Below are 19,909 nucleotides of genomic sequence, written 5' to 3'. Positions count from 1 at the left end.
ACCGTTGCCAGCGGGTCGCGTCGGTCGACGACGCACGCCTTCTTGCGGAAAAGCCGGGTTTTCCACCAGGATGCGTGGACTGCTTGGTCTAGACGGGGCTGCGTGATTGCGGTGGATGGCCATCGACCGACACACCGGAAAGCTATCGTCACATGATCGCCCCCTTCCCGTCACTACTTCGCAGGCAGGGCACCATTCGCGTGGGTACGGTCGGTTAGTCGAGGTCCACAGCGACCAGGAAGCGGCCGTTGTCGTAGCGGTAGTAGGTGGGGCCCAACAAGCCCTTACGGGGATCGCCGCCCGGCGCGCCGAACATGATCTCGGTGGGGTATTCCACTCGGCGCAGATCGGCCACCAGCGCATCCGCCCCCGCGCAGCGGCCGTCGATGCCGGGCGGCAGGTGCTCGTTCGCCTCTTCGGCGGCGACCGGGTCGACCTTGCGGCGCCCTCCCCACTCGAAGAAGCGCTCGGAAAACGCCTCCGCGAAGACGTGGTTGTCACCGTCTGCTGCGACGCCGACCGCGTAGCGCACCACTTCGGCAAGTTTGTACAACCAGGTCGACAAGTCGGAAGCGACCAGTCCGGCGTCGGCCTCCCGGTGGAAATAGAACACCCTGCCCCATTCGCCCGTCTGCGGATCGACATCGACGTAGTACGTCATGGCGGCCGCGTTGGTGTGCACGACGCGGTAGGTCCCCGCCGCACCGCATCGGTCGGCGCCGGTGGCCTCCGGGGCGTCCCGGTTCATGTCGTGCAACGGACCGAACAGGTCGAGTTCGTCGTTGCTCCAGTCCCGCAGCCAGAACCCAGCGGTCTGGCGGAACACGGCTCGTAGGCGCTCGGGCGGCGGGGCCGTCCAGGCGTCCATGGCCGCGTCGTCCACGCCGGGCAGGAGCACGACCTGCTCGGGGCGTGCTGCGGCTGCGGCACGCAGAGCCTCCACGACGTCTTCGGCGGGACGAGGGTTGTCCTCCATTGTGTGGCGCCTATCTTCCGTGGTGCCTCGGTGTCGGGCCGCTGTTCGGATAGCATTGTTTCATCCGTTGCAGGCACCGAGATGCTGCTCGAGTAGCGTTGACGCGCGGGCTGAGCCCGCATCTCACAAAACGGCGCGGAGTCGTGCGCTCCGTCGGTGCTCGGCGGTTGCGGCCGCGAGCGGGACAGCGCGGCGCAGAATGGCATTGACCTGCATCATCGAGTGGATAAAATAGCAGGTAGTGGCGTTTTTGGGTGCCACCCGGCGACAATAGAGCGCGCTTTTAATCCGCGGGTTCAGGGTTCGATCCCCTGGTGGCCCACCTAGTTTTCGCAGGTCAATGGGCCCGTGAGGGCGGTTCGGGGCCTCCCGTCGGGGCCGATGTTGCTCCGTCGGGTGCTCTTCCGTCGGAACCGAGTCGTCGACGCAGGTCAACGGCCGTCCCGGCGCCCGCCGACGGCCGGATACGCCCCGGCTCCGCCGCCCCTCCTGGAGCCAACCGGAGTACCCGTCACCCTCCGGCAGAACCATCCCGCACCTCACGGCCGGGGCCGCCCCACATGCCGGGAGCCCCAGCGCCTCACCCACGCACCGACCTGCCCTCCCCCACCAGCGGAGTCGATCCGACGCGTCCTCGCCCCAGGTCCGTGGGCGGTTGCGGTCCAGCCGCACGGCGGAGCGGGGTCTGTCTGGGCGCGAATATGGTAGTCCGACAAGGACGTCCTCGGGCGGGGGACAGCTCCGGAGTTCTGGCTACGTCGAGGACGCCGGCTTATGGTGGGCTCGACCCATGGCGGTCTCCGCACTGCGAGAGCGAAGCTGCACGCGCCCCAGCCGTTATGTCGAGCCAGTGGACTCACTGCACCACAGGGCAAGCCCGCCAGCAAGGTCCTACTGACGGGCTAACCGACATCGGAAAGCCGCCACAGTTGCATTCAGGCTTCAGCCGAGAAGCAACCGGGTCCTCGACATCTTGCCGTCACGCTCACCCCACCGGCGGGTAGGGATCGTTCTAGTAGGGGCTCTCGAACTCGACCGTGCCGTCTGCACGCACGACCTTCAGCTGGCTCGGCGAGTTCTCGCGGGGGTATTCGGAGACGACGTCGGCCTCACTCTGGGGAAGCCGGGGGCTGCCGACCGACTTTCGGCAGCTCCGCACCATGGTCGAGGACCGCTGCGCCCGGCCTCCACCCCGGCCGCCGTCAATCACCTTGGCCGCCGCCTGAGACCGGACCACCGCACCGGGCAGGTTCATCCACGCGCGAGTGCGTGCGCGTACATGGGCCGTCCGCCGGGGTAGTCGCCCGGCGGTTCGGGCGGGTCAGCTATAGGACTCCCGCATACACGGGAGCCTTATGTCCAAGTGCGAGCCGCACCTCACTCACTGGGATGTCGCGGCGCGAAAACCGGAGCGAAGGTCGGGGACGAAGAGGACGTGGCTGGGGGCGTGGGCGCGGGCAATCATGACGATGCTGGCGACAAGTGCATCCCGTAGTTTCGGAGGCGTATTGCGGCGTTCCGGTGTCAGGTTGTGTTACCGCGCCCGAGGGCCTCGCCGATGACCTTTGCACCCTCGGAGAAGGCTCCCGGATTGGGGCCGGAATAGTTGAGCCTCAGGAAGGGGCCGGTGGGCTCGGCGGGAAACCACTCATCGCCGGGGGCCACGAGGACCCCGGCGGCCTCGCAGGCGCCCATGAGGCGGGCCAGGTCGGTCGCCTCCGGCAGCCGAACCCACAGATTGAGCCCGCCCCGGGGTACCGCTTCCACGTTCGCCGCGGGAGCTTGGGCGCGCAGGGCCTCGATGAGGAGGTCGCGGCGCGCGGCCAACTGCTGGCGCAGGGAGCGCAGGTGCGTGCGCCAGGCGGGCTGGGTGACGACGTCGAGCGCAACCGCCTGCAGCAAGCCGCTGACGTACAGAGAGTCGGCCTGAACGTGGGCCAGGATGCGTCCGCGGGCGGGGCCGCGGGCGACGATCCCGGCGACGCGCACCGACGGGGACACGCTCTTGGTCAGCGACCGCAGATAGATGACGTGTCCGCCGTCGTCGCGCGCGGCCAGGGGCGCCACCTCAGCCGCTATGCCGAAGTCGTGCGCCCAGTCGTCCTCGATAAGAAACGCCCCGTAGTGGCGCACGGTCTCCAGCACCTGATCGGCCAGGTCGGGCGGCCACTGGGCGCCGGTCGGGTTGGCGAAGTTGGGCTGGGCGTAGAGGGCGCGCGCCCCGGTGCGCTCGAATGCGCGGGTCAACTCGTCGGGATTCGGTCCGCCGACGCCGCTGGGCACGGGCACGATCTGCACGCCCGCCTGGGCGGCGGCCAGGATCGCGCCCCAGTACGTAGGCGACTCCATCAGCAACGGTCGCCCTGCCCCGACCACGGCGCGAAAAGCCGCGTTGAGCCCGCTCTGGCTTCCGGGGAGAACGATGGCGTCGCCGGGGGTCGGCGGCGCGGTGCCGAGGGGCGCTGCCGCACCGAGCTCGGTGGCGAACCACGCCTGCAGCTCGGGCAGCCCGGCGGCCGGCGGGCGGCTAACGGTGGCGTCGCTTCGCGCGGCGCGGGTGAACGCGGCGCGCACCAGGCGTTCGGGCAGCAGGTCGCGGTCGGGATAGCCGGAGTGCAGCGCGATCGCGTCGTTGGGCGCGGTGCGCAGCGCGGTGGATACCTGCGGGATGGGGGTCTGCGGTGAGCCGAGCGCGCCGGTCTGCCAGCCGTAGTCGCTGATGCGGGCGAGGCGCCCCGGGCGCACGAACGTGCCGACACCAGGGCGGCTTTCCACCATCCCCTGCGCGGCTAGCGCCCGCAGCGCCTTCTGCACCGTGACCGGGCTCGCCTCGTACTGCGCCATCAGGGCTCGGGTGGAGGGAAGTTTCGCGCCCGGCGGAGCCTGCGAAATCCACTCGTGCAGTCCCGCGACAATCCGTGAACTGCTATCGTTATGCATGAATAATTACGGTAGCGCTACTCTTCTGAAAGCGCCAGTGCTATCCCCTCGGGCGGGTCTGGGATGGGGATTTCTGGGCGTCACGGCGTTCTCCTTCACCGTCCCGTTCACCCGTGTCGTCGTCGAGGGCGGGGGCATTTCGCCGCTGTTCGTCGGCTGCGGTCGAGCGGTCGTCGCCGCACTGCTGGCCGCCGCGGCGCTGGCCATCACCCGTCAGCGCCTGCCCCGCGGCATCCAGTGGGGTCGGTTGGCGCTGGTGGCTGGCGGCATCGTGGTGGGCTTTCCTGTGCTGACATCGTTCGCTCTCACCACCGTGCCGGCCAGTCATGGCGCCGTTGTGATAGCGCTGCTGCCGGCCGCCACCGCGGTGCTGGCCGTGCTCCGCACTCGCGAGCGGCCCCCGATGTCGTTCTGGATCATGGCCGCCGTGGGCGCCATCGCCGCAGTCGTCTTCGCCTCGGTGCGGGCCAGCGGTCTTGGCGGTCTGCATTGGGCTGACCTGCTGCTGTTTGGCGCAGTCGTGGCGGCGGCGGTCGGATACTCCGAAGGCGGGCTATTGGCGCGTGAGCTGGGCGCGTGGCAGACCGTGTCCTGGGCTCTGGTTCTATCGGTACCGTTGATGGCCGTGCTCACCGGTGTCTCGATGGCCCAGCAGCTCCCGAGCGGCGCCGCGATCGAGTGGGCCGCGTTCGCCTATCTGGCGGTGGTGAGCATGTTCCTCGGGTTCTTCGCCTGGTATCGCGGGCTCTCCATCGGGCCGATGACCCAAGTAAGCCAGGTCCAATTGACCCAACCTGTGATGAGCATCTGCTGGGCCGCGCTGTTCCTGCGCGAGTACCTCACCTGGCCGACCATACTCGGCGGGATCGCCGTGATCGCCTGCGCCGCAATCGCCGTGCGGATCCGGCTCGGACAGGCCGCGCGGGCAAGCGGGAGGTAGGGCGCCATACCCCCGCCACCGGGCGCGCGTTTCCTCGCCAGGCCGAAACCAGGGGAAGGCATGGCGACGCTCGACCCGCTGGGCGTGCCGCTGCACCATCGTGCGTGCATGCGCGGCGCCTCACCGAATTCCGCGGGGCCTTCGTATCGGACCGCTTTTCTCGGCGGATCGTGGCTTGGCAGGTGGCCGACCATCCGCGCCCCGAGGTTGAACCGTCCCGGATCTCATGACAGGAGCCAGGACTCGATCCGCGGACGGATTGCAGCACCGCTGTCCCGGGAGCAGCCGCTCGATGCGGGCGGCCACCAGGTCGAGGAGTGTGGGGGTCGACGACTGCCGTGTCGGCGGGCACGGGGTTGCCGCCCAACGTGTCGCCCGGGGGAAACACGACATGCTCGAGTGCATGGAAGGAGTCGAAGCCCAGATCTTCAACATGCTGTGCTACGGCCGTGATGCCATCGGGATCGTCGCCGTAGGCCGCGGTGTTGTGGGACAGTCCGCACTTCACCACTCGACTTCCTCGCGCCAGTGACTATACCGATCCCAGATGCGGCGCCCGGGGAGCGACGCCTGGGTGCGCGGCGGACCCCAGACCGGGCACAAGGAGGACGACCTTGCCTCGAACGTGCCCGGTCTCAACGGCGCGGTGCGCGGAAGCCGCCTCCCCCAGAGGGAATGTGCGTACAGGCAGGGTCAGACGATCGGCGGCGGCCATGTCGGCGACCTCGCGCAGCGCGGCGTGCGATCGGCCGCCGACCCGCTGCACGCCGTGCTCCTCGACCGCCTTCCGGTCGACGGTCGTGCCGATGCGGCGCCGGTCCCCGACAAGGGCGAGGCTCGTGGTGACGGCTTCGCCGCCGACCAGGTCCAAGGCCGCGTCGATGCCTTCCGGTACCAGGGCGCGCACGCGCTCGGTCAGCCCGGGGCCGTAGGCGACCGGGACCGCACCGAGTCCGCGCAGGTAGTCGTGGTTGGCTTCGCTGGCGGTGCCGATCACCCGTGCGCCCAGTTCGCGCGCGAGTTGCACGGCAATCGTGCCGACGCCGCCTGCTGCGGCATGCACGAGCACGACGTCGCCGGGCCGCACATCCAGTCGGAGCAGAGCGGTGCGGGCGGTTTGCCCGGCGGCCGGCAGTCCGGCGGCCGCCTCCCAAGGCACCGAGGGCGGTTTGACGACAAGCCCGGCGGTGTCGACGACGAGGGTTTCGGCGTAGGCCTGTGCCGAGGCCGAACCGAGCACGTCGGTACCAACGGCCACGGCACTTTCGGCGGGGTTGTCGGGGCCTAGTTCGACGACGGTTCCGGCGAACTCGTTGCCGAGGCGCTGCGGGAAGCGTCGGGGTTCGGCGCCGGCGAATTCGCCGCGTCGGATCTTGCAGTCGACCGGGTTCACTCCGGCCGCACGGACGCGTACGAGCGCTTGGCCCGGGCCGGGGCGCGGGGTCTCGATCTGGAGAGGGTGGAGAACTTCCGGGGCTCCGTAGCGGGAGAACCCGATGGCGGTCGGCATTGCACTCGCTCCTCGTGCGGTGTCACGGTTATCGGCGGTTACGTGACCGGGGCGTAGGGGACAGCTTTGCGGGCGTCGCGGAGGGCAGTGCCCCACCAGGCCAGTTGGTTGAACAGGGTTCGCCCGGCGGTTTCGGCGGCCTCGGCGGTGGCGGGGTCGTTGACGCGCCCGTCAGCTTCGATATGCGTGTGGGGGAAGTGGAAGCTGACCGTGTCGCGAACAGTGACGGCGTGCAGTTCGGCAAAGACCTGGCGCAGTTGTTCGACTGCGCGCAGACCGCCGGCGACGCCGCCGTAGCTGACGAAGCCAACGGGTTTGGCGGCCCACTCCTGGCGGAGGCTGTCGATGGCGAGTTTCAGGGAGGCCGGATAACCGTGGTTGTACTCGCAGGTGACGATGAGGAACGCGTCGGCGGCACCCACGCGCTTGGCGAGGTCCCCGACGTCGGCGGAGCCGCTCAGATCAGAGGGCAGGACGAAGTCGGCTAGGTCGATGATGTCGATGGCGTACTCGGGCCGGCCGTGCGCGAGGCCGGCGGCCCACTGGCCGACGGCTCCGCCGAAGCGACCCTCGCGCGTGCTGGCGATGATCAGTGCCAAGCGGAGCGGCTGGGTGTTCACGAGCCTTCTCCCTTCTGCGCCACGTGGGCTCGCGCGGCGTCGCGGACGGTGCCCAGAGCCGAGGCGAGCTCGGCGCGTTGCCGCTGATCGAGGCATCCGAATGTGAGTCGTTCCAGTTCGGCCCATGCGGCGCGGATGCGGGGGCACAGCCCGCGCCCCGCCTCGGTGAGATCGACGTCCATGGCGCGCCGGTCGGTCTGCGACGGTGTCCGCTCGACCAGCACGGCGCGCTCCAAGGTCTGCAAGGTGGCGGTCACGGTGGAGCGGTCCCGACCCAGGAACCGGACGAGCTCGGACTGCGGGACTCGGCCGTGGTCCTGGAGATAAAGCAGGACCACCTCCTGCGGCGCAGCCAGACCGAGGTCGGCCAGGAGCGAGGTGGCCAGGGCGGCGTGGGCCCGCACTACCTGGAGCAGCAGGGAGCCGATGGGGGCTTCGTCGACCTGGATCCCCGGGTGCGGCTTCTCCTGCCGCCGCCCATCATCTGTTGGCATGCCAACAGAATATCGCCCACAATGTTGGCATGCCAACAGAATGCGGGGACTCCGACCGACTGGATCCGAGTCTGATCCGCCTGGCCGCGACCCTTATGGTCGGCGGTCTGGCCTGCCTGCTGAATACCACGATCGTGGGGGTCGCCCTGGACGACGCCCGGGCCGACCTGGGGGCCGACACGGCGCAGATCCAGTGGGTGGCGACCACCTACCTCCTTACGCTGGCCATCGTCGTCCCGACCATGCCCTGGGCGCTCGGCCGCCTCGGCGCCGGTCCGCTGTGGCGGCTCAGCCTGGTGATCTTCGCGGTCGCCTCACTGCTGTGCGGGGCGGCGTGGTCCACCACCAGCCTCGTGGTCTTCCGGATCCTCCAAGGGGTGGGTGGCGGTCTGATCCTGCCGCTGCTGCAGACGATCCTCGCGACGGCGGCCGGGCCCCGCCGCCTGGGCCGGACGATGGCTCTGGTCGCCGTACCGGGCCAGCTAGCGCCGCTGGCCGGGCCGCTGCTGGGAGGGGTCCTCGTCGACGGCCCGGGATGGCGATGGGTGTTCTGGATCAGTGTCCCGCTCAGCGTCGCCGCCCTCGCCCTGTCGTGGCGTGGGCTCCAGGAGCGGGTGCCCGCCGATCGGCATCAGCTCGACGTACGCGGGCTTCTCCTCTTCTGTCCAGGGCTGGCGATGCTGCTGTATGGCTGCACTCAGATCACCGCATCGGCTCCTGTGCCGCTGGCATGGGTGCCGATTACCGCCGGCACGGCGCTACTCGGCGCCTACGTCGCGCACACGCGCAGGAGCGACCGCGCCCTGATGGAGCTCCGAATGTTCGCCAATCCCTCGTTCGCCTTGGCCGCAGGGCTGATGGCGGTCGCCGGAGCCTCGATCTTCGGCCCGATGGTGCTGCTGCCGCTGTTCTACCAGCAGGCACGCGGAGCCACGGCTGCGGAGACCGGCCTGCTGCTGGCACCGTTGGCTCTTGCCACCATGGCCGCCCTGCCACTGGCCGGCCGACTCACGGACCGCCTCGGCCCGCGCCCTGTGCTCCTCGCCGGCACAGCCGTCGCTAGTCTTGCCACCCTGCCTTACGTCATCGTCCCCGAGACGGGTGACCTGGGGCTAAGCGCGGCTTTATTCGCACGCGGCGCGGGCCTCGCCTTCGCCACCGTCCCGATTACGGTCGCCGCCTACTCCCGGCTGGCCGCGGAGGACATCCCCGGGGCGACCGCGCTCCTGAGCGTCATCCAACGTGTCGGCGGCTCTTTCGGCACAGCCCTCCTCCTCACCGTCGTGGGCCGCCAACTGGCCGCCGGCGACTCGTCCCTGCAGGCGTACGGGGTCGCCTTCGGCTGCACTCTCGTTCTGTCCTTGGTCGCCCTCGTCCCAGCAGCCTTGCTGCCGCGCCGAGCCAACGGTTGAGAGGCCGCCGGCCAACCGACTCGGCGCTTGACCGGTCCAGGTACCGCCGAGCCCGACCCCATCAAAACTGTTGAAGTATTTGTACGCGCATGCAATGATCGTCACATAACTTTCCGAGGCGACGAGCGAAGAGAATCATGCCGCCGCCTCAGGCCACCGTGCTTTTCGGCTACGTGTGCCGCTGCCGAGTGGCCGAAGAGTCCGTCACCGCCGGCCAAGCGCTACGGCACCGTGCCCACCTCGACCGGCGCGACGGCTCCCCGGCCGCCCAAGCACTCCCCGATCGGCACCCCGCCTGAGACCCGCCTTCGATTCCCCATCTCTCACAGAAGGGACAACCACCATGCATTGGGTCTTTCTCGGAATCGCCATCGTCTTCGAGGTCGCGTTCGCGCTCTGCGCCAACGCCTCGCAAGGATTCACTCGGCTCTGGTACTCCGTCTTGACCCTGGTCATCGGTGCCGGGGGGACTTTCTTCCTCAGCCTCGCCCTGGTGACGCTCGACGTCGGCGTCGGCTATGCGCTCTGGACCGGCCTGGGGGCTGTCGGCATCGTGCTGCTCGGCGTCCTGCTGTTCCAGGAGCGCCTGGACTGGCGCAAGCTCCTGGGCATCGGCGCCGTCGTCGTGGGCGTTGTCGGCCTGCAGCTCTCCGGCGCCGGGGCTTGATCCCCCCACCGCCCCGCTCATGGTCAATCCGTCCGCAGAAGGGAACTCGAAAATGACCGCATCGTCGAAGTCCTCCCACGCCACCGGCGCCGTCCGCCGCCGAAACGCCCGAGCCTGGGTCGTTCTGCTGATCGCCGGCGTGTTCGAGATCGGTTACGCCGTCAGCACCGGCGGGAGCGAAGGGTTCACTCATCTGTACTGGTCGCTCGCCGCCGCGGTGTTCTTCCTGTTCACAGTCCTTACGCTGGCACTGGCCCTGAAGACACTCGATGTCGGCGTCGGCTACGCCGTCTGGACCGGAATCGGCTCCTCCGGGGCTGCGGTCGTCAGCTCCGTCGTGTTCGACCAACCGCTCACTCCGCTGCGAATCTTCTGGCTCGCGGTGATCATCGCCGGCGTCGTGGGCATCAAGCTCGCTTCCAGCCCGAAGGTCGATGCGGCCGCTGCACCGGCCCGGCAGACGTGAACAACGATCATGGCAGCACCTGTCGGCGAAGCGGCCTGACAACGATGACTGCCATGGACCGGCGCTCAGCGATGAGCAGGTCACCGGCCGCACGCGCGATGCCGTCGCGGTGTCGCCGACCGAAATGCAGCGCGGCGGGATCCCGTTGGCGGGAATCATCGCCGGTCTGTATGCATCCCTCTACATACAAACCGCATAGACTGTTCCGGCGATCACGACTGCCGTAGTCATCGACGCCCGCCCCACTCCTCCAGGCCGAGGGCGGGGCGGGCTCGGCCGATACGAGGAGGCCAGTCACCATGGCGCAAGACGGCTCCGCAACCACACCCCCCGCACCGATCGAGTTCTCAACGGCCGGGATCATGTGGAGCCGCCTCGTGGCTCTGCACAGCCAAGTCGACTCCGTCGTCGAGCGAGCGCTGCACCGGCAGTTCGGCATCGGCCTGTCCGAGTTCCTCGCCCTCGCCTCCTGCGCGGCCGCCCCGGACGGCGAAATGCGCATGCAGGACCTCACCGAGGCCGTCTACCTCAACCAGAGCTCGGTCAGCCGCATGGTCAATCGTCTGGAACGCACAGGTCTGACAGAGCGCCGCATCTGCGAACACGATCGGCGCGGCGTCTACACCGGCATCACCGAGCACGGCCTGGCGGTTTTCCGCGACGCCGTCCCGGTCTACGAATCCGCCCTCCGCCAAGGGCTCGACCGCAGTGCCGCCGATCCCCGGCTCGCCCCCCTGGTCGAACAGCTGAACGCCACGCGGGACGAGATGTGATGCTCGGGGAGGTTGGTAACGCGGCTGGCGGGTGTCCGGGCGCCGATCCCGGTGTGGCGGCGATGGTAGTTGTACCAGTGCAACCAAGCGGGAAACGCGGCCTGGCGCTGGGCCTCGCAGGTGTAGGGCCACCGGTAGGCCCATTCCTCCAGCAGGGTCAGCTGGAAGCGTTCGACCTTGCCGTTGGTCTGGGGCCGCCAGGGCCGGGGCCAGCGCGAGCCGATCCCTGATCCGCGGCAGGTCGTGTGCCAAGTGGTCTTGGTGTAGGCCCAGGCGTTGTCGGTCAGGACCCGYYGGGCGGTGAYGCCGCGCCGGGCGAACCACGCCACGGSRCGGCGSAGGAACYCRGCGCAGGTGGGGGCGGTCTCGTCGGTCAGGATCTCGGTGTAGGCCAGGCGGGAGTGRTCGTCCAGGGCGGTGTGYAGGAACAGGTACCCCCGGCCGCGGCCGTCGGTGTCTTTGTTGCTGCGGCCGGCSGCCCGGCCCAGTACCTTGTGGCCGCCGCCGKCGGGGATGCGGCCGAGTTTCTTGACGTCGATGTGGACCAGGTCGCCGGGGCGGGCGCGTTCGTAGCGGCGCATCATGCGCCTCCACCTCAGGAGCCTCGCAGACTCGATTCCCCGGAGTACTGCGGCCGACCACGAGCGGGGCTGCCGGGCTGCTATGAAGGCCGGCAGCGCACAACTTGGGACCGGCAGGCCGCTGGAGGGGTCTGCGGTGATCTGTCGCGTCGCGCGGCGGCGCGGGCGGCCTCCGGCCGCACGGCCGGCGATCCGGTGCGGGCGCGTCAAAGGGTCGGCGGTAGCTCATGACGCTGCGCGCAGGCGCTCGGTTACGGCCTGGGTGAGACCGAGTTCCGCGACATCCCACTCGCCGGCCGCGGTCGCCCTGTTGGACGCCCAGAACACCGCGAGGTCATCGTCGAGATGCCGGCTGAACTCGGCGTAGGACCGGCCGTTGCCGCCGTTGTGCCAGACGGTGGTGCGGCCGTCCCCGCCCTCGACGACCCATCCGTATCCGTAGTAGGAGCCGCCGCCCTCCGGGACGTGCGGGGCGAACAGCTTGCGCTTGGCCGCCCGCGTCAGCACGGCGCCGGACGCGAGCGCGCGGTGCCAGCGGTACATGTCGGTCGCCGTCGAGAGCAGCCCTCCGTTGCCGCGCAGGTTCCAGTAGGGCCCGTCGACGGCCCAGGGGCGGTCGTTCGGGCGGCCCTGCGCGGCGCCGTCGGAGTCGTACTCCACCGCGATCTGCAGCGGGTCCCACCGCGGCAGTACGTAACCCGTCCGCTCCATCTGCGCGGGGGCGAAGAGGCTCTCGGCGAGGTACTCCTCGAACCCGGCGCCCGTTGCCTTCTCGATGACGGCCGCCAGCACGCTGTAGCCGGCGTTGGAGTAGTGGTATTTCGCGCCGGGGTCCGAACGAAGCTCGGAGCGGGCGACGGCCTCCAGCATCTCCTCTCGCCCAAGCGGTGCGTAGTCGCCGCCGAGCGTGTCGACCAGGCCCGCGGTGTGGGTCAGCAGCTGATGCAGGGTGATTCCGCGCTTTTCGGCGGGAAGACCGTCGACGAAGGCGCGCAGCGGGTCGCCGGTCGACAGCGCGCCGTCCTCCTCCAGGCGGAGCACGGCCGCCGCGGTGAACTGCTTGGTGATCGAGCCGATGTCGTAGACGGTGCCGCTGCCGGCCCCGATTCCCGATTCGCGGTCGGCCAGGCCCGTGCCGCGGCAATACACCATCGCGCCCCGCCGGACCGCCAGCACGGTCAGACCCGTGCCGTCGGGGACCGCGTCTTCGAGGAAGTCCCCGATCGACGCTGCGCTACCGTCGGCGGGCGCCGAGCAGCCGGTCAGGGGCGCCGCCGCGGCGGCCGCTGCGGCACCCGGAAGCAGGGCCACCGCCTGAGCGATGAATCGGCGTCTCGTCGTCATGCGGCAAGGCCTCTCGCGATTCCATCCGCCGCGCGGCTCCCTTGGACGCCGCGTTCTGTCGTGCGCTTCGACGCACCGGGCGCCGAGGGGGTTCGCAGTATCCTGGGCGATGGCCGCCCCGATGCCCCTGCTGCCGCCGGTGACCAGGGCGGTCTTGCCGTCGAGCGAACCCATCGTGTCCTCCTGATACAGGGGTGTCCCCGTGCCGCTGTATCGTCGGCGATCGCATACAGTCGCGCAGATCGTCGGGCAGGGCCGGGCCGAGGTCGCGTTCCGCCTCCTCCAGCCCCGCGGCCGAAGCGGGCGGGCCGCGTCCGCCGGCGCCGAGCCTGCCGTCCGCCGATCACGGGATGGACGCGGTGTTCCGGCGGTGCTCGGTGGTTGGCGCCCCCACCGGCAAGCGAGGGGAGGAGGCGGCGAAGCGCTGTCCCGTTCGGACGGTGCCGCGCTCGGCGGCGCCGTCCGGGCTCCCGTCCAGGTGGAGGGTCTGGGCGTTGCCGACTGCGGTCAGGGGGCTGGATGCCGCCCGGCGGCTCCCGTACCCTGGAACCGCTCCCACGCCGGGCTCGCCCCGTGGCGTATCACCCCTTTACGGGGAGTCCGCATTCGCTTACCACGTGTCCGCGATCACGGTGGCGGTCCATGCCCGGCGCACATCCCCCGTCCGGCGCGCAGCGGCAGGGAGCGCATACGCCGACAGCGCGCCTCCGGTTGGAAGAAGCCATGCTTACTCGCATCCGCGCGGCCGTCGCACTCGGCGCGTCCGCGACCGTCTTAGCCACGACCGCCGTGCTGCTCACCTGGGCACCGGCCTCGGCTCAGGCCGCCGAAACGATCACCAACGTCGCCTACGCACCCGCCCAGCCCGCCGACAGCCGGGGACACCTGCTCGACCTGTATCTGCCTGAGGGCGGCCAGGACCGGCCGCTCGTAATCTGGAGCAGCGGCTCCGCCTGGATGAGCGACGACGGCAAGTCCGGCGCCGACGCGATCGCCGACGCCCTCAACCCCAAGGGCTACGCCGTGGCCGGCGTCAGCGTCCGGTCCAGTTCCCAGGCGCAGTTCCCGGCCCAGGTGCACGACATCAAGGCCGCGATCCGCTTCCTGCGCGCCAACGCCGACCAGTACCGGCTCGACCCAGACCGCTTCGCCGTCATGGGCACCTCCTCGGGCGGCTGGGTGGCAAGCATGGCCGGGACGACCGGAGGCGTTGCAGAACTCGAGGGCGATCTGGGAACCACCGGTGTCTCCAGCAGCGTGCAGGCGTCGGTACCGTTCTTCGGTCCCAGCGACTTCCTCCAGCTGAACGCCCAGAGCCCGCCGAGCGGAGGGATAGACCACGACGCCCCCGACGCTCCCGCGTCGCGGCTGATGGGCTGCGCGATCCAGACCTGCCCGGACAAGGTCGCCAAGGCCAACCCGATCACCTACGTCGACGGCGGCGATCCGCCGATGCTGCTCCTGCACGGCCAAAGCGACAACATCGTGCCGCACGGGCAGAGCACCATCCTCTACAACGCGGTCCGCGACGCATGCGGCGACGCCCGGTTCATCTCGGTTCCCGACGCCGGCCACAGCAGGACCGACGTCATGAGCTCGGCGCACTTCGGCACCCAGACCGTCCGCACCGCCGCCGACTGCCAGGAGACCGTCACCACGGGCACGCCCGACCCGACGTGGGACACGATCGACGCCTTCCTGCGCAGGGCCCTGGACCTCGGCGGCACGCCCGATCCCGATCCGACCCCGAGTCCGTCGCCATCCGATCCGCCGGAGGGCGACACCGCCTGCGAAATCGCCTACACCGCCAACACCTGGAACAACGGGTTCACCGCCGCGGTGACCATCACCAACACCGGCCCCACGCCGATCGACGGGTGGTCTCTGAGTTGGACCTGGCCGGGTGACCAGCGGGTCACCAACGCCTGGAACGCCACAGTAAGCCAGTCCGGCGCCGAGGTGACCGCCGGCAACGTCGGCTACAACGGCACCATCGCCCCGGAGGCGAGCGCCGACTTCGGGTTCCAGGCCACCCACAGCGGCTCCAACCCACCACCGACCGAGTTCGCGCTCAACGGCTCCTCCTGTACAACCGGCTAGTCCCCGCAGTGCGGCGGTGTGGGCCGGACAACCGGTCCACACCGCGTCGGCCGCAGTCGGGTCCATGGCGCCTCTTCCTGTCGTTCTCGCACCCTGGCAAGGAGTGGGACGAGACCGTCCATGTACGCACGGCCTGCGGAGCCATCGACGAGCCCTACTAGCCGACGAGGGCGCGTTCGGCGGGCGGCTCGGAGCGGCGGCTGGTGGTGGGCAGCGCCAGCGCCGTGGCCCAGGTGGTCGGGTCCAGGCGCCGCTCGATGAACATCAGTGCGGTGGCGCTTCGGCGTGCACACGCACCACCGGGTCGTGGTCGACCTGCTGCACGGCCCGCTCGATCATCACCCTGCTCCCATCGGTCCGCACCGCCGACATCATCGCGGCAGCCGACGACAGAGGGGCTGGCCGCGTTCGTTCGTGCGGCGCCGCCCTCGTATTCCGGAACGGACGGCACCAATGACACCGGCCTGCAAGGACCGGTGGCGAGCCGGACGGACGCCCCTGAAGTTTCATACCTGCGGAGCAATGTAGCCGAAGAGCCAGAAAATCGCACTGCCGGCAGTGAATACAGTCAGCACAAGAATCCCGTTGGGGCGGAACTCGCGCTCAACACCCGCCATCCCCGCCCTTCGCATCCCACGGCGATGGCGACGCACATACTGGTTTATTTGGGCGGCAGCCCGCTGGTGTGCCCGATTCCCGAACATATCCGCGACCAAACTTCCGGACATGCCCAGGCACACATAGGACCGACCGTCGATACAACGCACTTCCAATGGGCCGTCACCCCATACATGCTGCACCCTGTGCACCGGAATATGATGGCGATACACAAACCCATGCACCTCTATGAATCCTGAGCGCAAGCGCATACTGGACAGAAACACGCACTTCAGAATCATCCATACGACCACCGCAAGACCGGCCGGACAGACAATAGAAACCACCACGAATCGTGGCCACGGCAGGTCTCGAGCTTCAAACGAGATCCCCGAAAATATAAACAATAGGAAAAGAATACAGAGAAACGAGAACAGACTGCCCGCCTTGTTTCTGAATACCTTTCCCTCGAGTTCGCCGCTCACCCTCGCTCCGTCCTCTGAGGTAGGAAATCACCCCGGTGGCGCCATCCCGGGGGGGACCCGCAGCAGCAGTTTCGCGCCGGCGGGGACGGGTCCTACGAGGAACTCCGAACGCGGCGCAGAATGCGCCTGCGCGTGCGGGCGAGCTTGCGGATGCCGCGATTGATCAGTTCCCGGGCGAGGCGGCGGGCCGTCACGTTGGGCAGGCGGTCCGGATCGCGGAGCCTGGCTCGTTCGGCGGCCTTGGCCGCCTTCTTCCGCTCTGCCTCGGCGGCTTTCTTCGCCGCGGCGGCGGCCGCTTCCTTGGCGGCCTTCCTTGCGGCCCTCTCCGCGGCCTTCTGCTGACTCTTCTCCCTGTTCTCGACCGCGACGAGCGTGCCCAGCACGGCGTGGGCGGCGGCCTCGACGGGAATCGCCTCTCCTCCGGACGGCGTGCCCACCCGGTTCTCGGGGATCTCGCTGAGCTTGGCGAGATCGCCCATGATCCGCACCCCCAGCGCCGAGACCGTCGCCGCGGACTCGACACCTAGCTTCGCGGCGCGCTCCATAGCCCAGGCCGGGGTGCGAATCACCGAGTCCTCGCGTGAGGGCCGGTGGTGGTACTTCAGGTGCGGGGCGAGGCCCTGCCGCAAGTAGCGGCCGTACATCAGCCTGTCCAGGTCGCCGGCGAGGAATTCGCGGTTGAACCGCCGGAAGAACTCGGCCTCGGGGTAGGAGAGCGAGCGGTTGGCCTGAGTCTCGTCGGGAGCCAGGAAGCCGTCGGGCAGGTCGAGGATGTCCTCGAAGCTGCGCAGCAGCATGCCGGGGTCTGAGTCGTCGACCGCGATCACGGTGAGGTTCTCGGGGCCGACGATCTCGGCCCACCGGCTGATCAGCGTCCCGTGATCGTGGCGCCGCCAGAAGGTGGGTGTGGGTATCTCGGCGGGCGGGCCGTTGAACACCGCCTCCAGCCACTCCTCGTAGGAGTGCAGCAGCCCGGCCTGTACATACTGCTGCCACTGGGCGGGGAGGATCTTGGCGAGCGGGCGCAGCGTCACGACGAGGTGCACACGCGGACCGCCGAGGTCCTCGACGATGCGGCGCGCCGCATCGTCGTCGGCCTCGCAGAAGAACTCGCTGCTGATGATCGGCCGCAGCGCGCCCTCGGCCTCGACCTCTTCGAGCAGCTCCTGCCAGTAGGTGTCGCGCTTGTGCGCCGAGCCGAACATCGGCGGAATGCCGGCGGCCTGCTGCGCCGCTCCGGCCGGCTGGCGGTTCTTGCCGATGTAGACCAGGCCCTGCTCCCGCAGGCGGGCGCGCGCCTGGTGGAACGCGCCCTGGATCGCGGTCGTTCCCGTCTTGTACGGGCCGATATGCAGAAATCTGGTGTCGCCGCGCAGACCGCCCATGCCTGAGGTCAAGGTTGTTCCTTCGAGCACGGAATTGGGGGATCCGCGGCAAATTACCCCAAATCTTCACCATTCGGCAACTCCTGCCGTGGCACCGTGTTCAACCTGTTGTGCCGCCGCCGTGGCTTTCGCTGGACGAAGGCGAACCGGTGGCCGGGGACCGGGCCTGCCAGAGGTCGTGCTGGGTGCCGGCCTGCTCCCAGAGGCGGGTGAGGCCGTCGTCGCCGAGGTCGTCGACCGCGACGAGGAGCCGATCGGCGAGGGTCTCGGCGAATTCGTCGATGGTGCGCAGGGTCTGGGGCGGTCCGGGGTTGGCACCCACGTGTCTCAGCGTGCGCGAGAGCAGCAACAGCGTGGTGTCGTCAGCGAGGGGCCGGGCAGCGATGAGGGTTGTGACATATGCCGAGTCCGGCGAGGTCGACAGCTCCCGCGAGCAGTCCGTGAAGTCGGCGAGTTCGCGCGGGCGGAGGCGGAAGTCGTAGGAGGCGACGGATCCGCCCGGGTGGTGGTGGAACCGCCAGGTGTCCGGGCCGAGTCGCTCCAGCCGGTAGATGACCCCGCCTTGGTTGTGGTGCCCCTCGCGCAGGGGAAGGGGCTCCAGGAATCCGTCGCCGATGCCGGCGTCGGCGAGCCAGCGCCGGCCGTCGAGGTCGACGAGGAGCACGTTGTGGTTGCCCCACATGGCCTCTCCCCGCTCCTGCCGGAGTACGGCACCTTCGGCCATGGTCACCTCGAAGCCGACCGCGCGCAGGAGTAGCGCGAGCCCGCCGTTCTGTTCGTAGCAGTAGCCACCGCGCCGACGGCGCACGAGCTTGTCGAGCAGAGCGTCCGGTCCGAGGTTGATCGGGCGTCCGAGCTGGATGTCGAGGTTTTCGTAGGGCACGTGGGTCCGCCATGCGCGGTGCAGGCCGCGCAGGGTCTGCTCGTCGACGCGGACGGGGTGCGGGTAGTCGATCCGGTCCAGTAGCGAGTTCACCATAGAACTTAGACTAGCTCTAAAATTAGATGTATTATAAGTTCCATGCCGGAACCGGGTCTTCGCGAGCGGAAGAAGCAGCGCACGAGGCGGACGCTGATCGAGAGCGCCTACGAGCTGTTCGAACAGGAGGGCTACGAGGCCACCACCGTGGCCCGGATCGCCGAGGCCGCCGAGGTGTCGGTGGCCACGTTCTTCAACTACTTCGCGAGCAAGGACGACGTGCTGTTCCCCGATACCGGCGACGTTCTCACCGCGGGTCTGGACGCGATCGCGGCTCGCGCCGCGGACGACGGCCCGATCGACGTGCTGGACCGCGCGATCCACGCCATGATCGACTCGACCAGGAGCGGGTCCCGCGACCCCGCCGGACGGTTGGAAACGCGGCGACTGCGGCTGATCATGTCGACGCCGCAGCTCCGCGCGCGGATGCTCGACCACGCCTTCACCGCACTGCGGCGCCTCGCCGGCGCACTCCATCACGCCTACCCGGACGACTTCGACGAAGCGGATGCGACCGTCCTGGTCGGCGGGGTGTTCGGCGCGGGCCTCGCGGCGGCCTCCGTCGCCGTCGAGCACGACCAGCCGTCGGACCGCACCCTCACCCGTTCCGTCGACCTCATCACCACTGCGCTACGGAACCTGCCGCCTTCCGGCCGGTGGCGGGCGGCTCAGGAGGGTGAACGCTAGCCGCCGCCGCCCTGGTCTCAACGTGGCGCATGAGGGGGCGTGTACTGCCTGCGGCCTCCCCTCGGCCAGGCGAGGTGTGTGTGCGGCCGGCGGGCGGACGAGGCGAGCCCACAGGCCCTTCAGCACCTGTACCGGTAAGCGTGCTCCGGCCGATGTGTTCACCGGAGGTACTCCTCAAGCAGCGCCGGGTGCAGGCCCGAGCGGTCGGCCTGCCTCACGAACTCCGCCACATTCTCCCGGAAAGCGCCCCCGAAATGCATGAGGACGATGTCGCCCGGCCGCAGGCGGTCGGCGGCGGCGAACGACATTTTCCCGTCCTTGATCTCTGCGCTCCACAGGACGACATGGGAGACGCCGCATTCAACGGCCGCGCGGAGTGTCGTTTCGTCGTAACTGCCGTACGGCGGCCGGAACAGGCGCGGCCGCTGTCCGAACATCTTCGTATAGGACCGGGCGGGCCGGCAGATCTGCCGCTTCTGGTCGGCGAAGCCCTGTCCCTTCAGATCGGAGTGGTCGATGCTGTGGCCCTCGATGCGCGCTGTCGCCTCGTCGCGCAGCCGGCGGAAGAACCCGGGGTCATCGACGGCGTAATCGCCGGTGAGGAAGAGAGAGGCCGGTACCTGGGCCTTCTTCAGTACGGAAATCATCGCGGGATCGCGCACCGCGCCGTCGTCGATCGTCAAGAACACGACCGGATCGTCGGTTGCGGCCCGGAAGACGACGGGCGCGCCGGCTCCCGTCTGTGAGCCGGACGTGTGCACGGACTGCCCCGGCGAGCACGACGCGAGCGCGAGAAGAACCACCGCGGCCAGCAATACCGGTTGCGGATATCGAATTCCCATTTTCCTGCCTCCTCGGTGTTCCCACCGGAGGCTAGAAAGCGGGTTTCTCGGTCCCGCTGACGCCGTATTGCGGTCTCCCGGAGGAATTTTGTCGATCGTGTAACAGCGGCC

Annotated in this window: 18 protein-coding genes and 1 pseudogene; 7 read left to right on the top strand and 12 right to left on the bottom strand. The window is 69.2% G+C overall.

What is annotated here, in order from left to right; translation table 11 throughout:
* Positions 1 to 214 precede the first annotated feature (214 nt).
* From FZ103_RS10050 to FZ103_RS10040, 3 genes are all read right to left on the bottom strand, one after another.
* Complete coding sequence (locus tag FZ103_RS10050; RefSeq protein ID WP_156000430.1) at positions 215 to 976, bottom strand: hypothetical protein; 762 nt, start codon at positions 974 to 976, stop codon at positions 215 to 217.
* A gap of 1,012 nt (positions 977 to 1,988) precedes the next feature.
* Positions 1,989 to 2,138 (bottom strand): hypothetical protein, encoded by a 150-nt coding sequence (locus FZ103_RS10045; protein ID WP_156000429.1) that lies wholly within the window; start codon positions 2,136 to 2,138, stop codon positions 1,989 to 1,991.
* 362 nt (positions 2,139 to 2,500) lie between these two features.
* Positions 2,501 to 3,916, bottom strand: coding sequence for a PLP-dependent aminotransferase family protein (locus FZ103_RS10040; protein WP_156000428.1), 1,416 nt, complete (start codon positions 3,914 to 3,916; stop codon positions 2,501 to 2,503).
* On the opposite strand from FZ103_RS10040, the gene FZ103_RS10035 reads away from it, so the two are divergent.
* The gene (locus FZ103_RS10035) at positions 3,915 to 4,856 is read left to right on the top strand and encodes a DMT family transporter (RefSeq protein ID WP_156000427.1); all 942 of its coding nucleotides are present in this window, start codon (positions 3,915 to 3,917) and stop codon (positions 4,854 to 4,856) included. The two genes, FZ103_RS10040 and FZ103_RS10035, sit on opposite strands and share 2 nt — an antisense overlap.
* A gap of 532 nt (positions 4,857 to 5,388) precedes the next feature.
* On the opposite strand, the gene FZ103_RS10030 is transcribed toward FZ103_RS10035, so the two are convergent.
* From FZ103_RS10030 to FZ103_RS10020, 3 genes are read right to left on the bottom strand one after another with little or no spacing between them, the layout of a single operon-like run.
* Positions 5,389 to 6,366 (bottom strand): NADP-dependent oxidoreductase, encoded by a 978-nt coding sequence (locus tag FZ103_RS10030; RefSeq protein WP_156000426.1) that lies wholly within the window; start codon positions 6,364 to 6,366, stop codon positions 5,389 to 5,391.
* Between the two features lie 38 nt (positions 6,367 to 6,404).
* Positions 6,405 to 6,986 carry an NAD(P)H-dependent oxidoreductase gene (locus FZ103_RS10025; protein WP_343233459.1) on the bottom strand — a complete coding sequence of 194 codons (582 nt, stop codon included), beginning with the start codon at positions 6,984 to 6,986 and terminating at the stop codon, positions 6,405 to 6,407.
* A complete protein-coding gene (locus tag FZ103_RS10020) occupies positions 6,983 to 7,480 on the bottom strand; it encodes a MarR family winged helix-turn-helix transcriptional regulator (protein WP_156000424.1) in 498 nt (165 codons plus the stop codon). Before FZ103_RS10020 ends, FZ103_RS10025 begins: the two co-directional genes overlap by 4 nt.
* Positions 7,481 to 7,509: 29 nt before the next feature.
* Here FZ103_RS10020 and FZ103_RS10015 point away from each other — a divergent pair, with 29 nt between their 5' ends.
* From FZ103_RS10015 to FZ103_RS10000, 4 genes are all read left to right on the top strand, one after another.
* Positions 7,510 to 8,892, top strand: coding sequence for a DHA2 family efflux MFS transporter permease subunit (locus FZ103_RS10015; protein WP_156000423.1), 1,383 nt, complete (start codon positions 7,510 to 7,512; stop codon positions 8,890 to 8,892).
* A 343-nt stretch (positions 8,893 to 9,235) separates the two neighbouring features.
* On the top strand, positions 9,236 to 9,559 hold the full coding sequence (locus tag FZ103_RS10010; RefSeq protein WP_156000422.1) for a multidrug efflux SMR transporter: 324 nt from the start codon (positions 9,236 to 9,238) through the stop codon (positions 9,557 to 9,559).
* Positions 9,560 to 9,611: 52 nt separating this feature from the next.
* A complete protein-coding gene (locus tag FZ103_RS10005; RefSeq protein WP_156000421.1) occupies positions 9,612 to 10,025 on the top strand; it encodes a multidrug efflux SMR transporter in 414 nt (137 codons plus the stop codon).
* Between the two features lie 299 nt (positions 10,026 to 10,324).
* Positions 10,325 to 10,798: a MarR family winged helix-turn-helix transcriptional regulator gene (locus FZ103_RS10000; RefSeq protein WP_186356084.1), complete on the top strand. Its 474-nt coding sequence runs from the start codon at positions 10,325 to 10,327 to the stop codon at positions 10,796 to 10,798.
* Here FZ103_RS10000 and FZ103_RS09995 read toward each other — a convergent pair.
* Together FZ103_RS09995 and FZ103_RS09990 are read right to left on the bottom strand one after the other, a co-directional pair.
* Positions 10,795 to 11,379 (bottom strand): annotated as a pseudogene (locus tag FZ103_RS09995) (integrase core domain-containing protein); the annotation flags it as partial. The gene FZ103_RS10000 and the pseudogene FZ103_RS09995 overlap by 4 nt on opposite strands.
* 225 nt (positions 11,380 to 11,604) lie before the next feature.
* Entirely contained in the window at positions 11,605 to 12,723 is a 1,119-nt protein-coding gene (locus tag FZ103_RS09990; RefSeq protein WP_156000420.1) for a serine hydrolase, read from the bottom strand.
* A 723-nt stretch (positions 12,724 to 13,446) separates the two neighbouring features.
* Between FZ103_RS09990 and FZ103_RS09985 the strand changes: the two genes are divergently transcribed.
* On the top strand, positions 13,447 to 14,823 hold the full coding sequence (locus FZ103_RS09985; protein WP_186356083.1) for a cellulose binding domain-containing protein: 1,377 nt from the start codon (positions 13,447 to 13,449) through the stop codon (positions 14,821 to 14,823).
* 506 nt (positions 14,824 to 15,329) lie between these two features.
* Here the strand turns inward: FZ103_RS09985 and FZ103_RS09980 are convergent.
* From FZ103_RS09980 to FZ103_RS09970, 3 genes are all read right to left on the bottom strand, one after another.
* Positions 15,330 to 15,905: a hypothetical protein gene (locus FZ103_RS09980; protein ID WP_156000418.1), complete on the bottom strand. Its 576-nt coding sequence runs from the start codon at positions 15,903 to 15,905 to the stop codon at positions 15,330 to 15,332.
* 92 nt (positions 15,906 to 15,997) lie between these two features.
* Complete coding sequence (locus FZ103_RS09975; RefSeq protein ID WP_156000417.1) at positions 15,998 to 17,302, bottom strand: hypothetical protein; 1,305 nt, start codon at positions 17,300 to 17,302, stop codon at positions 15,998 to 16,000.
* An 88-nt stretch (positions 17,303 to 17,390) separates the two neighbouring features.
* A complete protein-coding gene (locus tag FZ103_RS09970) occupies positions 17,391 to 18,269 on the bottom strand; it encodes an arylamine N-acetyltransferase (RefSeq protein WP_156000416.1) in 879 nt (292 codons plus the stop codon).
* A 42-nt stretch (positions 18,270 to 18,311) separates the two neighbouring features.
* On the opposite strand from FZ103_RS09970, the gene FZ103_RS09965 reads away from it, so the two are divergent.
* The gene (locus FZ103_RS09965) at positions 18,312 to 18,956 is read left to right on the top strand and encodes a TetR/AcrR family transcriptional regulator (protein WP_156000415.1); all 645 of its coding nucleotides are present in this window, start codon (positions 18,312 to 18,314) and stop codon (positions 18,954 to 18,956) included.
* 158 nt (positions 18,957 to 19,114) lie between these two features.
* On the opposite strand, the gene FZ103_RS09960 is transcribed toward FZ103_RS09965, so the two are convergent.
* Positions 19,115 to 19,798, bottom strand: coding sequence for a polysaccharide deacetylase family protein (locus tag FZ103_RS09960; RefSeq protein WP_156000414.1), 684 nt, complete (start codon positions 19,796 to 19,798; stop codon positions 19,115 to 19,117).
* Between the last annotated feature and the right edge of the window lie 111 nt (positions 19,799 to 19,909).

The organism is Streptomonospora sp. PA3 (genome assembly GCF_009728995.1).
Classification (GTDB): Bacteria; Actinomycetota; Actinomycetes; order Streptosporangiales; family Streptosporangiaceae; genus Streptomonospora.
This window is presented reverse-complemented; position numbering and strand designations above follow the sequence as displayed.

Bases quoted from the DNA above. Each gene is read 5' to 3' on its own strand.
- FZ103_RS10045 (WP_156000429.1), bottom strand. From the start codon at position 2,138: ATGGTGCGGAGCTGCCGAAAGTCGGTCGGCAGCCCCCGGCTTCCCCAG.
- FZ103_RS10035 (WP_156000427.1), top strand. From the start codon at position 3,915: ATGAATAATTACGGTAGCGCTACTCTTCTGAAAGCGCCAGTGCTATCC.
- FZ103_RS10015 (WP_156000423.1), top strand. From the start codon at position 7,510: ATGCCAACAGAATGCGGGGACTCCGACCGACTGGATCCGAGTCTGATC.
- FZ103_RS09985 (WP_186356083.1), top strand. From the start codon at position 13,447: ATGCTTACTCGCATCCGCGCGGCCGTCGCACTCGGCGCGTCCGCGACC.
- FZ103_RS10040 (WP_156000428.1), bottom strand. From the start codon at position 3,916: ATGCATAACGATAGCAGTTCACGGATTGTCGCGGGACTGCACGAGTGG.
- FZ103_RS10020 (WP_156000424.1), bottom strand. From the start codon at position 7,480: ATGCCAACAGATGATGGGCGGCGGCAGGAGAAGCCGCACCCGGGGATC.
- FZ103_RS10000 (WP_186356084.1), top strand. From the start codon at position 10,325: ATGGCGCAAGACGGCTCCGCAACCACACCCCCCGCACCGATCGAGTTC.
- FZ103_RS09960 (WP_156000414.1), bottom strand. From the start codon at position 19,798: ATGGGAATTCGATATCCGCAACCGGTATTGCTGGCCGCGGTGGTTCTT.
- FZ103_RS10030 (WP_156000426.1), bottom strand. From the start codon at position 6,366: ATGCCGACCGCCATCGGGTTCTCCCGCTACGGAGCCCCGGAAGTTCTC.
- FZ103_RS10010 (WP_156000422.1), top strand. From the start codon at position 9,236: ATGCATTGGGTCTTTCTCGGAATCGCCATCGTCTTCGAGGTCGCGTTC.
- FZ103_RS09990 (WP_156000420.1), bottom strand. From the start codon at position 12,723: ATGACGACGAGACGCCGATTCATCGCTCAGGCGGTGGCCCTGCTTCCG.
- FZ103_RS09965 (WP_156000415.1), top strand. From the start codon at position 18,312: ATGCCGGAACCGGGTCTTCGCGAGCGGAAGAAGCAGCGCACGAGGCGG.
- FZ103_RS10050 (WP_156000430.1), bottom strand. From the start codon at position 976: ATGGAGGACAACCCTCGTCCCGCCGAAGACGTCGTGGAGGCTCTGCGT.
- FZ103_RS10005 (WP_156000421.1), top strand. From the start codon at position 9,612: ATGACCGCATCGTCGAAGTCCTCCCACGCCACCGGCGCCGTCCGCCGC.
- FZ103_RS09970 (WP_156000416.1), bottom strand. From the start codon at position 18,269: ATGGTGAACTCGCTACTGGACCGGATCGACTACCCGCACCCCGTCCGC.